Source organism: Aminobacter sp. MET-1 (genome assembly GCF_026521175.1).
GTDB lineage: Bacteria > Pseudomonadota > Alphaproteobacteria > Rhizobiales > Rhizobiaceae > Aminobacter.
Window position 1 is genome coordinate 64,026 of the sequence record NZ_JAMSHL010000016.1, and the last position, 12,199, is coordinate 76,224.

The following is a 12,199-nucleotide window of genomic DNA, read 5'->3' on the forward strand; positions in this document are numbered from 1 at the left end:
GCCTGGAACAAGAGGCGTCACATGCTGCGTAAAGTCATCATCTTCGGCGTATTTGCTACGGCTTCGGCGTCGCTGCCATCGCTTTACGAAAAGCACGGCGGCACGGTGCAGACGCTGCTCGGGACGAGTGCAAGCAGCACTGCGCCCGACGCCAGGCCGATCGAGGTGAGTGCAGCCACCGCCCCTGCAGCCGGTCGCCGGGTGGTGATCGACCAGGACATGCGCGGCCACTTCACCGCGACCTTCAAGCTGAACGGCCGCTCCGTCGACGCCATGGTCGACACCGGGGCGACGCTGGTCGCCATGAACCTTTCGACCGCGCGCCGGGCCGGCGTGAATGTCGCGCCAGGCGACTTCACCCAGGAGGTCAACACCGCCAACGGTGCGGCCAAGGCAGCAGTGGCGCGGATCGGGCGGATGGAGATCGGCCGGATCACCGTCGAGGACGTGCCGGTTGTCGTGCTCGAAGACAAGGCGCTGTCAGGCACGCTGATCGGCATGAGCTTCCTGTCGCGACTGAAGAAGTACCAGGTCGAGAACGGCGCGCTGCTTCTGGTGCAGTGAGTCTCAGTTGCCCTGGGCCTGATCCCAGGCCCTGAAATGCCCCGGCGGCTGGCCGATGACGCGCTTGAAGGCACGGCTGAAGGCCGCCTCGGAATCATAACCCAGCCGCGAGGCGACGACCGAAATCCTCAGGCGGTCGCGGACGAGCCACTGCCTCGCCTGATGCATCCTGACCTGGGTGACGTAGCGCGCCGGCGTTTCGCCGACGATTGACGCAAAGCGATCGGCAAAGCCCGAGCGCGACGCGCCCATCATGCGGGCCAGCGCCTCGACCGTCCAGTCGCGGCTCGGCTCAAGATGGATGGCAGCCAGCACCCTGCCTATCTTGGGATCCCGGATGGCAGCGATCCAGCCGCTCGCATCGCCGCAGCCGCGCTCGACCCAGCCGCGGATGATGACGGCGGCAATCACGTCGGCCAGACGCGCGACGATGCCGCCGGAGCCGACACGCTCGAGCCTGACCTCGCGCGCCATGGTTTCGAGCAGATGGGTGATGCCGGGATCGTGGGCCTCGAGCTCGGTGGTGCGCATGACGTCGGGCATCATGCCGAGCAGCGGATGGAGGCCGTCGAGATTGAAATACATGCTGCCGCAGAAAAGCAGCGTGCCCGGCTGGCAACCCTCACTCGACAGACAGAAGACCTTTTCGCAGATCTGCTTGATCTCGTAGCCGTTGATCGGCGACGACTTGGCGCCCGGCTCGCTGGCCAGCGCGTGGGCAACGCCGCGCGGCAAAAGCACCGCGTCGCCGCAGCGAAGCTCCACCCACTCGCCTGATGGCTGGCGCAGCCAGCACGCCTTCTGGCCGACGAAGTAGAATCGCGCCGTGGCCTGGGCCGGAAACTCGATGTTCCACGGCTCCTTCAGCTCCCAACGGCCATACTCGACCCCTTCGAGGCGCAGGCCCCTGAGGATGTCGGTCAGCGGGTCGCCGACAAGTTTGGACGAATGGTCATTCATGCTGGCGTTTCTAGCATGGAAACGCCAATTCGCCAGCCCCATGTTGCACCGCACCGCAATCGGAGAGCCATCATGAACGATATCGCGACCGCAACATTGGACGGTATCCCGCTCCAGCAATCAAAACCCGAGGAGCGCGACGAACCCCTTTGGGGCGCCGTCGTATCGCTGTCGCTTGGCGTGTTCGGCCTGGTAACGGCCGAGTTTCTTCCGGCAAGCCTTTTGACGCCGCTGGCACAGGACCTCGGCATCAGCGAAGGCACCGCGGGCCAGGCAGTGACGGCGACCGCAGTCGTCGCGGCAATCGCAGCACCAACCATGGCGATAGCGACGCGGAAGATCGACCGGCGGCATGTGATGGTCGGACTGTCGCTGCTGCTTGTCGTGTCGAGCCTGCTCGCGGCCGTGGCCTGGTCCCTGCCGTCGCTTTTGTTTGCCCGTCTGCTGCTCGGCATCGCGCTCGGCGGCTTCTGGTCGATGTCAGCGGCGATCGCCATGCGGCTCGTGCCCAGCCATGTCTTGCCGCGCGCGATGTCGATCATCCTGACCGGCGTGTCCGTGGCCACCGTCTGCGCCGCCCCCGTGGGGGCCTATGTCGGTGACGTCTGGGGCTGGCGCAGCGCCTTCATCCTTGCGGCGGGCGTCGGCGTGGTCACGTTGATCGTGCAGTTCGCCACGCTGCCCAAGCTGCCGCCGGTTGGCATCGCCAGCTTCGGCGCCCTGTTCGATGTCTCGAAGAACCCGATGATCCGGGTCGGCCTGCTGCTGGTGATCCTGACCGCGTCGGGCCATTTCGCCGGCTTCACCTACTTCCGCGCCTTCCTCGAGCAGGTGCCTGCGCTCGGCATCGAAACCATCTCCCTGGTGCTGTTGGCGTTCGGCATCGGCGGCTTCTTCGGCAACCTCGCCGGCGGCTTCCTCGCCGAGCGCAGCCTGAGGTCGGCCGTAACCTTGGCTCCCCTTTTGATGGCCGTCTCGGCGTTGGCGCTCCTGCTGGCCGGGTCGTCCGCCGGAGTGGCAACCGTCGCCATCGCCGCATGGGGCTTCGCCTTCGGCGCGGTGCCTGTCGGCGTGCAGACCTGGATGGTGCGGGCAGCACCCGAGCAGGCGGAAAGCGCCGGCGGCCTGATGGTCGCTACCTTCCAGGTGGCGATCGCGCTGGGTGCGGTGTTCGGCGGCGTGCTGGTGGACAATGCCGGCGTCAACAGCGCCTTCATCTACAGCGGTGCGGCGACGCTGCTGGCGGCAATCGCGGTGGCCTGCTTCGGCCGCAAGCACGCTCACTGATTGAAGCGAACCGTCGCGCCGCGTCGGCTGATCAGCCGCGCGGCGCAATACGTTTGGCGATGACCTTGGCGGCTGCCGGCTTTGCCTCGGCCATCGTGTAGGCCGACAGTACAGAAGCGGCGGCAACCCCGGCTGCAAGCGGGCTGCGTGCATGGACGACAGCCAGGGCATCGCCCGTCCGCACCTCGGTTCCGACCGGCAGCAGGCCTGTGATGCCGACGACATGATCGACCTTGTCCTCGGGCCGGGTGCGTCCGCCACCGAGCGCGACGACGGCGAGGCCGATGTCGCGGGTGGCGATGGCGCTGACATAGCCGGACTGTTTTGCCTTCACCGCAACCTCGACATCAGCTTTCGGCAGATACTTTTCCGGGTCGGCGACGAAGTCGGCGGGACCGCCCAGGATGGCAACCATGCGGCCAAAGATGTCGGCAGCCGTGCCGTCCTCAAGTGCGATGCGCGCACGCTGAAGCCCCTCGCGCTGCGTACCGGCACGGCCAGCGGACAACAGCATCTCGGCGGCGAGCGCCAGCGTAACCTTCTCCAGGCGCGGATCGCGGAAGCGGCCGGTGAGGAAATCGACCGCGTTGCGGACCTCGACGGCATTGCCGGCGGCGGAAGCCAGCGGCTGGTTCATATCCGTGATCAGCGCCGTCGTCTTCAGGCCGGCGCCATTGGCGACCTCGACCAGACTGGTGGCAAGGGCCGTGGCATCGCGCGCGCTTTCCATGAAGGCACCGTTGCCGATCTTGACGTCGAGCACCAGCGAGCCGAGGCCGGCGGCGAGCTTCTTGGACAGGATCGAGGCGGTGATGAGCGGCACCGATTCCACGGTCGCGGTGACGTCGCGAACGCCATAGAAGCGCTTGTCAGCAGGCGCGAGGTCCGAGGTCTGGCCAATGATGGCGCAGCCAGCCTCGCGCACGGTGCGGCGGAACAGGGCAAGGTCGGGCTGGCTGACATAACCCGGGATCGAATCCATCTTGTCGAGCGTGCCGCCGGTGTGGCCGAGGCCACGGCCGGAGATCATCGGCACATAGGCGCCACAGGCAGCGACGATAGGCGCCAGCATCAACGAGACATTGTCGCCGACGCCGCCGGTGGAATGCTTGTCTGTCGCAGGGCCCGGCAGGTCGGACCAATCGAGCACGTCGCCGGAATCGCGCATGGAGGTGGTCAGGGCAACAGCTTCGTCGCGGCCCATACCGTTGAAGAAGACGGCCATGCCGAAGGCAGCGATCTGTCCTTCGGAGACGGCGCCGGAGGTGATGCCTTGAACGAAGGCCGCGATCTCGTGGGCGGACAGCGCCTTGCCGTCACGCTTGCCGCGGATGATTTCCTGCGGGAGCATCAGAAGTCGCCTGCTGTGCTTGAGGGCTGGCGCTCGACGGAGGAGCGAAGGAGCGCAGTGTTTCCCGTTTGCGCCACCCACTGCTCACGCATCGAACGAGCCCTGTTCAAACGCTTTGCGAAGAACCGAGGCCAGGCGCGCACCGCCGATGGGGGCCATGTCCTTGGTCTCGCGATGCGACAGTTCAGCGCCGGTCATGCCGGCGGCAAGGTTGGTGATGACCGAGCAGGCCAGCACCTTGAGGCCGAGGAAGCGGGCGATGATGGCCTCGGGCACGGTCGACATGCCCACAGCATTGGCGCCGAACATGCGGGCCATGCGGATTTCGGCCGGCGTCTCGAAGGACGGGCCGGAGAACCACATATAGATGCCCTTGTGCAGCTCGATGCCGGCGTCGGCGGCGGCAGCCTCGAAGGCGCGGCGCAGGCCGGCGTCATAGGCCTCGGTCATGCCGACAAAACGGCGGTCCGTCGGCTCGCCGAACAGCGGGTTGGTGCCGGCGAAGTTGATGTGGTCCTCGATCAGCATGATCGAGCCGGGCAGCATTTCCAGATCGACCGAGCCTGCGGCGTTGGTGAGCAGCAGCTTGCTGACGCCGATGCCGGCGAGCGTCTCGATTGCCGGGCGCATGACCGATGCGTCGCCATGTTCGTAGAAATGGGCGCGGCCGGCCATCATGATGATGGGGCGGCCGCCGAACAGGCCGGCGACGATCTCGCCGGCGTGGCCCGTCACACCGCTGCGCGGAAAGCCGGGCAGGTCGCCATAAGGAATGCGAACAGCGTTCTCGACCTCGTCGACGAGCGTGCCAAGACCGGAGCCGAGCACGAGCGCGGTCGACGGTGCGAGCCCGCCGAGGCTCTCGACGAGACGATCGACGGCTTCCTTCATTTCAACACCTCGGCCTCGAAACCCAGCGGGAAGATGTCCTTCAGCAGGACGGTCTCGACGACGCCGTTGTTGTCGCAAAGATGCAGCGGCGTGTCGGGGCCGGCAAATTCTGCGAGGCGCTGGCGGCAGCCGCCGCAGGGCGTGCACTTGGCCTTCTTCTCGGCGATGACGGCGATCTCGGTGATCTTGCCGCCACCGGCCATGACGTAGTGACCAAGTGCCGTGGTCTCGGCGCACCAGCCCTCCGGATAGGAAATGACCTCGATGTTGGCGCCGGTGAAGACACGGCCATCGTCGCAGCGGATCGCGGCCCCCACGGGGAATTTCGAATAGGGCGCGTAGGCCTTGGCCATGGCGCTCTGGGCGGCTTCGAACAGATCGTGGGACATACTCACCGCTCCTTCACGTAAGGCACGCCGCCGGCGCGCGGCGGGATGGCCTTGCCGATAAAGCCGGCAAGCAGGATGACGGTGAGAACGTACGGCAACGCCTGCATGAACTGCACGGGCACCTTGCCGATGACCGGCAGCGGCGTGCCCTGCAGGCGGATCGACAGCGCGTCGAGGAAGCCGAACAGAAGGCAGGCAAACATCGCCGGCACCGGCTTCCACTTGGCGAAGATGAGAGCGGCGAGCGCAATGTAGCCGCGGCCGGCGGTCATGTCCTTGACGAAACCGGCATTCTGGGCGAGCGCCATGTAGGAGCCGGCGAGACCGGTGAGGATGCCGGTGCAGATGACGGCGCGGTAGCGCAGCCAGGCGACCGAGATGCCGGCCGTGTCGACCGCAGCCGGGTTTTCGCCGACGGCGCGCAGGCGCAGGCCGAAGCGCGTGCGGAACAGCACCCACCAGGTGAAGGGCACGGCGAGGAAGGCGACGTAGGTGAGCAGCGAGTGCCCCGAGAGCAGGCCCGAATAGAGCTGGCCGATGACGGGCACGTCCCGCAGGGCATCGGCGCCCGGCAGGTTGATGGCGCCGAAGCGTGCCTCCGGCTCGAGCGAGGGCGTGCGGCCGCCCTGCTGGAACCAGGCCTGGCCGAGGATGATGGTGGAGCCGGCGGCGATGAAGTTGATCGCCACGCCCGACACGATCTGGTTGCCGCGATGGGTGATCGAGGCGAAGCCATGGACCAGCGACATGCCGATGGAGACGAGAACCGCGACCGTCAGGCCGATCCAGGCGGAATCGTAGACGGCGGCGGCCGCCGCGCCGGCGAAGGCGCCGGCGAGCATCTTGCCCTCGAGGCCGATGTCGAAGACGCCGGCGCGTTCGGAATAGAGGCCGGCAAGGCAGGCAAGCAGCAACGGAACCGACAGACGGACCGTCGAGTTCAGTACATTGATGAGCGTGTCAATGAATTCCATGTCAGGCACGCTCCCCTTTCGCGGCGGCAATGCCGACGGATCTCGGACTGAAGCTGGCGAAGATGCCCTGGACGGCCGGGCGGAACATGTGTTCGAGCGCGCCGGCAAAGAGGATGACCAGGCCCTGAATGATGACGATCATGTCGCGGCTGATATTGGGCATCTCGAAGGAGAGTTCAGCGCCGCCCTGGTAGAGCATGCCGAACAGGATGGCGGCGGGCACGATGCCGGCGGGATGCGATCGGCCCATCAGCGCCACCGCGATGCCGACGAAGCCTGCGCCGCTGACGAAGTCGAGCGGCACGTTGTGCTGGTCGCCGAGGATGGGGTTGAGCGCCATCATGCCGGCGAGCGCGCCCGAGATCAGCATGGTGATGATGGTGATGCGGGAGGCCGAGATGCCGGCATAACGCGCCGCCTTCGGGCTGAAGCCCATGGTGCGGATCTCGTAGCCGAGCTTGGTGCGCCAGATCAGCACCCAGACCAGGAAGGCCATGACCAGCGCCAGCAGGAACGAGATGTTGAGCGGCGCCGACGGGCGGACCTTGAGGCCGAACTCGGCCAGCAGCCAGCCGAGCTTGGGCAGTTGCGCGCCTTCGAGGAACTGGCGGGTCTGTGGCGCCATGGCGCCGACCGGCTTCAGCACGTTGACCAGCATGTAGACCATCACGCTAGCCGCGATGAAGTTGAACATGATGGTGGTGATGACGATGTGGGAGCCGCGCTTGGCTTGCAGATAGGCCGGGATCAGCGCCCAGAGCGCGCCGACAAGGGCCGAGGCGACGATCGCCAGCGGGAAGGTCAGCCACCACGGCAGCACGCTGTCGAAGGAAAGGGCGACGATGGCGATGCCGAGGCCGGCGATATAGGCCTGGCCCTCGCCGCCGATGTTGAACAGGCCGCAATGGAAGGCGACTGCAACGGCAAGGCCGGTGAAGATGAAGTTGGTGGCGTAATACAGCGTGTAGGCGAGCCCCTGGCCGCTGCCGAAGGCGCCATCGACGAGGATGACGGCGGCGCGGAAGGGATTTTCACCGACGAGCAGCACCACGAGGCCGGCAACGATGAAGGCGACCAGCAGGTTGATCAGCGGGATGAGCCCGTAGTCGGCCCAGGCCGGAAGTTTTGCGTAAGGCGTGCTCATTCGGCGGCCTCCTTGTGTTCGACGCCTGCCATGAGAAGCCCGAGTTCGCCTTCGCTCGCGTCCGGCCCGCGCTCGCCGACGACGCGGCCGGCAAACATCACCAGGATGCGGTCGGAGAGCGACCGAATCTCGTCGAGCTCGACCGAAACAAGAAGCACGGCCTTGCCCTGGTCGCGCATGGCGATCAGGCGCTTGTGAATGAATTCGATGGCGCCGACATCGACGCCGCGCGTCGGCTGGCCGACGACGAGCACGCCGGGATCCTGCTCTATCTCGCGCGCGAGCACGATCTTCTGCTGGTTGCCGCCGGAAAAATTGGCCGTCTTGAGGCGCGTGTTGGCGGGGCGGATGTCGTATTTCTCGATCTTTTCCTGCGCGTCCTTCTGGATGGCGTCGAGGTTGAGGAACGGCCCCTTCAGATATTGCGGCTTGTCGTGATAGCCGAGGATCGAGTTCTCGCTTTCCTCGAACGCGAGAACCAGGCCGACATGGTGGCGGTCCTCGGGCACATGGGCGAGACCTCGGTCGCGCAGCTCGGCGGGGTCGGCATTGCCGGTCACGTCGATCGGCCTGTTGTCGAGAAGCACGGTGCCCGACACCGCCTTGCGGATGCCCGAGATCGCCTCCATCAGCTCCGACTGGCCGTTGCCGGCGACGCCCGCGATGCCGACGATCTCGCCGGCGCGGACGTCGAAGGAGACGTCGTCGACCATGGTGACGCCGCGCGAATCCTTGACGGTCAGGTTCTTGACCAGGAGCTTGACGTCGCCGGGATTGGCCTCGCCCTTCTCGACGCGCAAGAGCACACGACGGCCGACCATCAGCTCGGCCAGTTCTTCTACTGTCGTCTCGCTGGTCTTGCGGGTGGCAACCATGGTGCCCTGGCGCATGACCGAGACGTTGTCGGTGATGGCCATGATCTCGCGCAGCTTGTGCGTGATCAGCACCACCGTCTTGCCCTGGTCCTTGAGCTGCCTGAGGATGCGGAACAGGTGGTCGGCTTCTGCAGGGGTGAGCACGCCGGTCGGCTCGTCGAGGATCAGGATTTCGGCGCCGCGATAGAGCGCCTTGAGGATTTCGACGCGCTGCTGCAGGCCGACGGGCAGTTCCTCGATGATCGCGTCCGGGTTGACCTCGAGGCCGTATTCCTGCTCCAGCCGGCGCAGCTCGGAGCGCGCCTTTGAGATCGACTTGTTGAGCAGGGCCTCGCCTTCGGCGCCGAGGATGACGTTTTCCAGCACCGAGAAATTCTCGACCAGCATGAAGTGCTGGTGAACCATGCCGATGCCGGCGGCGATGGCGTCGTTCGGGGTCTTGATCGAGGCCGTCTTGCCGTTGACGCGGATCTCGCCGCTGTCGGCCTGGTAGAAACCGTAGAGGATCGACATCAGCGTCGACTTGCCGGCACCGTTTTCGCCGATGATGCCATGGATGGTGCCGCGCGGAACCTCCAGGGCGATGTCACGGTTGGCGCGCACCGCGCCGAAACTCTTGTTGATGCCGATCAGCTCGATAGCAGCTTCCGCCATACGACCGTCCCACTCACGTTCTTATGTTCTTGTTATAGCTTGTCGGAAGAGCTAGCACGCCCATCCTGCCCTGCCAATCGGCTCGCTTTTGCGCCCTCGACAAACGAACGACGGGTGCTCAATTTCGAGCAGTTGCCGTTTGCTGCGGACCGAAAAGGAAAGACCATGACCACACCCGAGGACCGGCTGACGACGCTCGAAATCCGCAATGCGGAGCAGGAGCACCTGATCGAGGAGCTTTCCGGCCAGATCGCCCAGCAATGGACCGTGATCGACCGGATGCAGAAGAAGCTCGACGCGCTGGCCGAACGCTTCCTCGCGCTCGAGGAAAGCTCCGCGCCCGACACACCGGTGACCAAGCCTCCCCACTGGTAGAACCCACCACCAACGCTCACGCCAGCCCGGCATGGTCAGACGGCTGCCACAGTTCGATCGGGTTGCCCTCGGGATCGTGGATGCGGCAGAAGCGCCCGACCTCAGAATCCCATTCGGCCCGCGTCTCGACTGAGATCCCCGCTGCCTTGAGTTCGGCCATCATGCCGTCGAGGTCGTCGACGCGCAGATTGACCAACCATTGCTGCTCAGCACGCCCGAAATAGTCAGTGTCCTGCTCGAACGGCGCGAAGATGGTCGGACCGGCCTCCTGCTTCCAGACTTCCCTTGCGATGTCGAGGATGCCGAGATGCTTCTCGTACCAGGCGGCGAGCGCCTGAGGATCCCTTGCTCGAAAGAAGAAACCGCCTATGCCGGTGACCTTAGCCATCGCGTTGTCCTACCTGCTTGCAGACCCCCTGAATGAAACGAACCACCAGGCACGGGCCTGGTGGTTCGCATTGAGGTCTTCAGCCGATCAATAGGGGCACTTGTCGTCCGAGGTGTAGTCGTGGACCTGGACGGTGCCGGCGATGATGTCGGCCTTGGCCTTCTCGACAGCGGCCTTCATCTCGTCGGTGATGAGTGCCTTGTTGTTGTCGTCGAGCGCGTAGTCGACGCCGCCTTCCTTGAGGCCGAGATTGTTCACGCCGCCGGCGAACTTGTCGTTCTTGACGTCCATGAAGGCGTTGTAGACGGCGGTGTCGACGCGCTTGAGCATCGAGGTCAGGACCTTGCCCGGGTGCAGGCCGTTCTGGTTGGAATCGACGCCGATGCCGAGCTTGCCGCCGTCGGCGGCAGCCTGGAGCACGCCAACGCCAGTGCCGCCGGCCGCGGCGTAGATCACGTCAGCGCCCTGCGAGATCTGGGTCTTGGCGATTTCGCCGCCCTTGGTCGGGTCGTTCCAGGCAGCAGGCGTGTCGCCGGTCATGTTCTGGATCACTTCGGTCGCGCCCGCAGCCTTGGCGCCGCCGACATAACCGCAGCCGAACTTGCGGATCAGCGGAATGTCCATGCCGCCGATGAAGCCGACCTTCTTGGACTGCGAAGCGTGCGCAGCCAGGACGCCGACGAGGTAGGAGCCTTCATTTTCCTTGAACACGACCGAACGGATGTTCGGCTTGTCCACGACCATGTCGATGATGGCGAACTTCAGGTCCGGATAATCGGCTGCGACCTTCTCAAGCGCTTCCGACCAGGCGAAGCCGGCCATGACGATCGGGTTGCGGCCGTCTTCGGCGAAGCGGCGAAGCGCCTGCTCGCGCTGCGAGGCGTTGGACACCTCGAACTCGACATAGGAGATGCCGGTCTCGGCCTTGAACTTTTCTGCGCCGTTGAAGGACGCTTCGTTGAACGACTTGTCGAACTTGCCGCCGAGATCATAGAGCAGCGCCGGCTGGATATCGGCCGCAAGCGCCGGAAGGCACATGGCGGTGGCCGCCAGAAGGCCAAGAACGATACGTTTCATGTGATCCACACCCTGTCGGTTGTCTTTTTTTCCGATCACCGCACGCACCGTTCCTCGGGCAGCGCGCGGCAACATGGCGAGGACCATCCCCCCGCGCATGGCCATATCTTGCATGGGCCAAGACAAAATTCACGCAGAATCTTGACCTTTTGGAAAAATGCTGTGGCCTCGTAAAGCCCCCGTAAAACGGGCGTTCAGGCCGGTGCGTCCTGCGGGATGGCGCAGGCGACGCCGGTGCCCTTCAGGCCGCAATAGCCATGGGGATTCTTGGCCAGGTACTGCTGGTGATCCTCCTCGGCGAAGTAGAAACTGGGCGCCGGCTCGATCTCGGTGGTGATCCTTTCCCGGCCTGCCTGCCGGAGGGCTGCATCATAGGCATCGCGCGACGCGCGCGCAGCCTCCTGCTGGGCGGCGCCGAAGGTGTAGATGACAGAGCGATAGGTGGTGCCGATATCGTTGCCCTGACGCATGCCCTGGGTCGGATCGTGGGCTTCCCAGAAGATCTTGAGCAGGCCGGCATAGGCAACCTGCGTGGGATCGAACACCACAAGCACGACCTCGGCATGGCCGGTGAGGCCGGTACAGGTCTCCTGATAGGTCGGATTGGGGGTGATGCCGCCGGCATAACCCACCGCCGTCACCCAGACGCCTGGGGTCTGCCAGAACAGCCGCTCGGCACCCCAGAAGCAGCCGAGACCAAACATCGCCTGTTCGATCCCCTCGGGATAAGGGCCTTTGAGCGGGCGCTTGGACACATGGTGCCTGGAGGCGGTCGGTATCGGCCGGTCACGGCCGCGCAGCGCCTCGGAGGGTGCCGGCATCTTGAGCTTCTTGTTCAGCATGTCGCTGAGGAAAAACATGTCCATTCTCCCTTCGCCGGCTGCCGGTAGCGGTGGGGCCGTCAGACTTCCGCGGTGAAGCGCCCCGGGCGCCGCCTGTGGCCTATGGCATACAACAGGAAGGCGAGCACGGCGAAGACCGCGAAGCCTGGCAGATTGAGAACGGGCATGATCACGGTGTCCCAGAGTGCAGCGCTCGCCTTGTCGCGAACGAAGGCTTCGGTGGCGGCCAGCGTGCTGGGCGACGCGGTCGACCAGCTGGTGTCGAGCGGCGTCATCACCAGCCTGGAGACGGCAACCGTGCGGGTGGCGTCGAGCACCGCCATGATGACAGCCACCGAAAGTGCGATCGCGGCGGCGAGACGGAACACGAAGCGGATCATGAAAGGCCCTGATTATCGGTTTCGGGACAAGAAATAGGGCTTGGCGCC

At 65.3% G+C, this 12,199-nt stretch carries 14 protein-coding genes; 3 read left to right on the forward strand and 11 right to left on the reverse strand.

The window, feature by feature from the left end; all coding sequences use genetic code 11:
- Window positions 1-21: 21 nt before the first annotated feature.
- Entirely contained in the window at window positions 22-564 is a 543-nt protein-coding gene (locus tag NDO48_RS20805) for a TIGR02281 family clan AA aspartic protease (protein WP_018426108.1), read from the forward strand.
- A 3-nt stretch (window positions 565-567) separates the two neighbouring features.
- Here the strand turns inward: NDO48_RS20805 and NDO48_RS20810 are convergent, their stop codons facing one another.
- Window positions 568-1,524 (reverse strand): AraC family transcriptional regulator, encoded by a 957-nt coding sequence (locus tag NDO48_RS20810; RefSeq protein WP_018426107.1) that lies wholly within the window; start codon window positions 1,522-1,524, stop codon window positions 568-570.
- 72 nt (window positions 1,525-1,596) lie between these two features.
- On the opposite strand from NDO48_RS20810, the gene NDO48_RS20815 reads away from it, so the two are divergent.
- Window positions 1,597-2,811 (forward strand): MFS transporter, encoded by a 1,215-nt coding sequence (locus NDO48_RS20815; protein WP_267322277.1) that lies wholly within the window; start codon window positions 1,597-1,599, stop codon window positions 2,809-2,811.
- Between the two features lie 31 nt (window positions 2,812-2,842).
- Here NDO48_RS20815 and deoA read toward each other — a convergent pair whose 3' ends face one another.
- The 6 genes from deoA to NDO48_RS20845 form a co-directional block, all read right to left on the reverse strand.
- Window positions 2,843-4,162: a thymidine phosphorylase gene (deoA, locus tag NDO48_RS20820; RefSeq protein WP_267322278.1), complete on the reverse strand. Its 1,320-nt coding sequence runs from the start codon at window positions 4,160-4,162 to the stop codon at window positions 2,843-2,845.
- Window positions 4,163-4,246: 84 nt separating this feature from the next.
- Window positions 4,247-5,053 carry a purine-nucleoside phosphorylase gene (locus NDO48_RS20825; protein WP_267322279.1) on the reverse strand — a complete coding sequence of 269 codons (807 nt, stop codon included), beginning with the start codon at window positions 5,051-5,053 and terminating at the stop codon, window positions 4,247-4,249.
- Complete coding sequence (cdd, locus tag NDO48_RS20830) at window positions 5,050-5,442, reverse strand: cytidine deaminase (RefSeq protein ID WP_018426103.1); 393 nt, start codon at window positions 5,440-5,442, stop codon at window positions 5,050-5,052. The genes NDO48_RS20825 and cdd overlap by 4 nt, the downstream gene beginning before the upstream one ends.
- 2 nt (window positions 5,443-5,444) lie before the next feature.
- Window positions 5,445-6,416, reverse strand: a complete 972-nt coding sequence (locus tag NDO48_RS20835) for an ABC transporter permease (protein ID WP_267322280.1) — start codon at window positions 6,414-6,416, stop codon at window positions 5,445-5,447.
- A 1-nt stretch (window position 6,417) separates the two neighbouring features.
- Complete coding sequence (locus NDO48_RS20840; RefSeq protein ID WP_267322281.1) at window positions 6,418-7,560, reverse strand: ABC transporter permease; 1,143 nt, start codon at window positions 7,558-7,560, stop codon at window positions 6,418-6,420.
- Window positions 7,557-9,089, reverse strand: a complete 1,533-nt coding sequence (locus NDO48_RS20845) for an ABC transporter ATP-binding protein (RefSeq protein ID WP_267322282.1) — start codon at window positions 9,087-9,089, stop codon at window positions 7,557-7,559. Before NDO48_RS20845 ends, NDO48_RS20840 begins: the two co-directional genes overlap by 4 nt.
- A gap of 165 nt (window positions 9,090-9,254) precedes the next feature.
- On the opposite strand from NDO48_RS20845, the gene NDO48_RS20850 reads away from it, so the two are divergent.
- Window positions 9,255-9,464: a SlyX family protein gene (locus NDO48_RS20850; RefSeq protein WP_026226816.1), complete on the forward strand. Its 210-nt coding sequence runs from the start codon at window positions 9,255-9,257 to the stop codon at window positions 9,462-9,464.
- A 16-nt stretch (window positions 9,465-9,480) separates the two neighbouring features.
- Here the strand turns inward: NDO48_RS20850 and NDO48_RS20855 are convergent, their stop codons facing one another.
- The 4 genes from NDO48_RS20855 to NDO48_RS20870 form a co-directional block, all read right to left on the reverse strand.
- Complete coding sequence (locus tag NDO48_RS20855) at window positions 9,481-9,852, reverse strand: VOC family protein (RefSeq protein WP_267322283.1); 372 nt, start codon at window positions 9,850-9,852, stop codon at window positions 9,481-9,483.
- Window positions 9,853-9,939: 87 nt separating this feature from the next.
- A complete protein-coding gene (locus tag NDO48_RS20860; protein WP_026226815.1) occupies window positions 9,940-10,929 on the reverse strand; it encodes a BMP family lipoprotein in 990 nt (329 codons plus the stop codon).
- A gap of 194 nt (window positions 10,930-11,123) precedes the next feature.
- Entirely contained in the window at window positions 11,124-11,789 is a 666-nt protein-coding gene (msrA, locus tag NDO48_RS20865) for a peptide-methionine (S)-S-oxide reductase MsrA (RefSeq protein WP_026226814.1), read from the reverse strand.
- Window positions 11,790-11,830: 41 nt separating this feature from the next.
- The gene (locus NDO48_RS20870) at window positions 11,831-12,151 is read right to left on the reverse strand and encodes a hypothetical protein (RefSeq protein WP_018426095.1); all 321 of its coding nucleotides are present in this window, start codon (window positions 12,149-12,151) and stop codon (window positions 11,831-11,833) included.
- Window positions 12,152-12,199: the final 48 nt, after the last annotated feature.

Excerpts from the sequence above, each read along its gene's own strand:
- NDO48_RS20805 (WP_018426108.1), top strand. The coding sequence starts at position 22 with ATGCTGCGTAAAGTCATCATCTTCGGCGTATTTGCTACGGCTTCGGCG.
- NDO48_RS20810 (WP_018426107.1), bottom strand. The coding sequence starts at position 1,524 with ATGAATGACCATTCGTCCAAACTTGTCGGCGACCCGCTGACCGACATC.
- NDO48_RS20815 (WP_267322277.1), top strand. The coding sequence starts at position 1,597 with ATGAACGATATCGCGACCGCAACATTGGACGGTATCCCGCTCCAGCAA.
- deoA (WP_267322278.1), bottom strand. The coding sequence starts at position 4,162 with ATGCTCCCGCAGGAAATCATCCGCGGCAAGCGTGACGGCAAGGCGCTG.
- NDO48_RS20825 (WP_267322279.1), bottom strand. The coding sequence starts at position 5,053 with ATGAAGGAAGCCGTCGATCGTCTCGTCGAGAGCCTCGGCGGGCTCGCA.
- cdd (WP_018426103.1), bottom strand. The coding sequence starts at position 5,442 with ATGTCCCACGATCTGTTCGAAGCCGCCCAGAGCGCCATGGCCAAGGCC.
- NDO48_RS20835 (WP_267322280.1), bottom strand. The coding sequence starts at position 6,416 with ATGGAATTCATTGACACGCTCATCAATGTACTGAACTCGACGGTCCGT.
- NDO48_RS20840 (WP_267322281.1), bottom strand. The coding sequence starts at position 7,560 with ATGAGCACGCCTTACGCAAAACTTCCGGCCTGGGCCGACTACGGGCTC.
- NDO48_RS20845 (WP_267322282.1), bottom strand. The coding sequence starts at position 9,089 with ATGGCGGAAGCTGCTATCGAGCTGATCGGCATCAACAAGAGTTTCGGC.
- NDO48_RS20850 (WP_026226816.1), top strand. The coding sequence starts at position 9,255 with ATGACCACACCCGAGGACCGGCTGACGACGCTCGAAATCCGCAATGCG.
- NDO48_RS20855 (WP_267322283.1), bottom strand. The coding sequence starts at position 9,852 with ATGGCTAAGGTCACCGGCATAGGCGGTTTCTTCTTTCGAGCAAGGGAT.
- NDO48_RS20860 (WP_026226815.1), bottom strand. The coding sequence starts at position 10,929 with ATGAAACGTATCGTTCTTGGCCTTCTGGCGGCCACCGCCATGTGCCTT.
- msrA (WP_026226814.1), bottom strand. The coding sequence starts at position 11,789 with ATGTTTTTCCTCAGCGACATGCTGAACAAGAAGCTCAAGATGCCGGCA.
- NDO48_RS20870 (WP_018426095.1), bottom strand. The coding sequence starts at position 12,151 with ATGATCCGCTTCGTGTTCCGTCTCGCCGCCGCGATCGCACTTTCGGTG.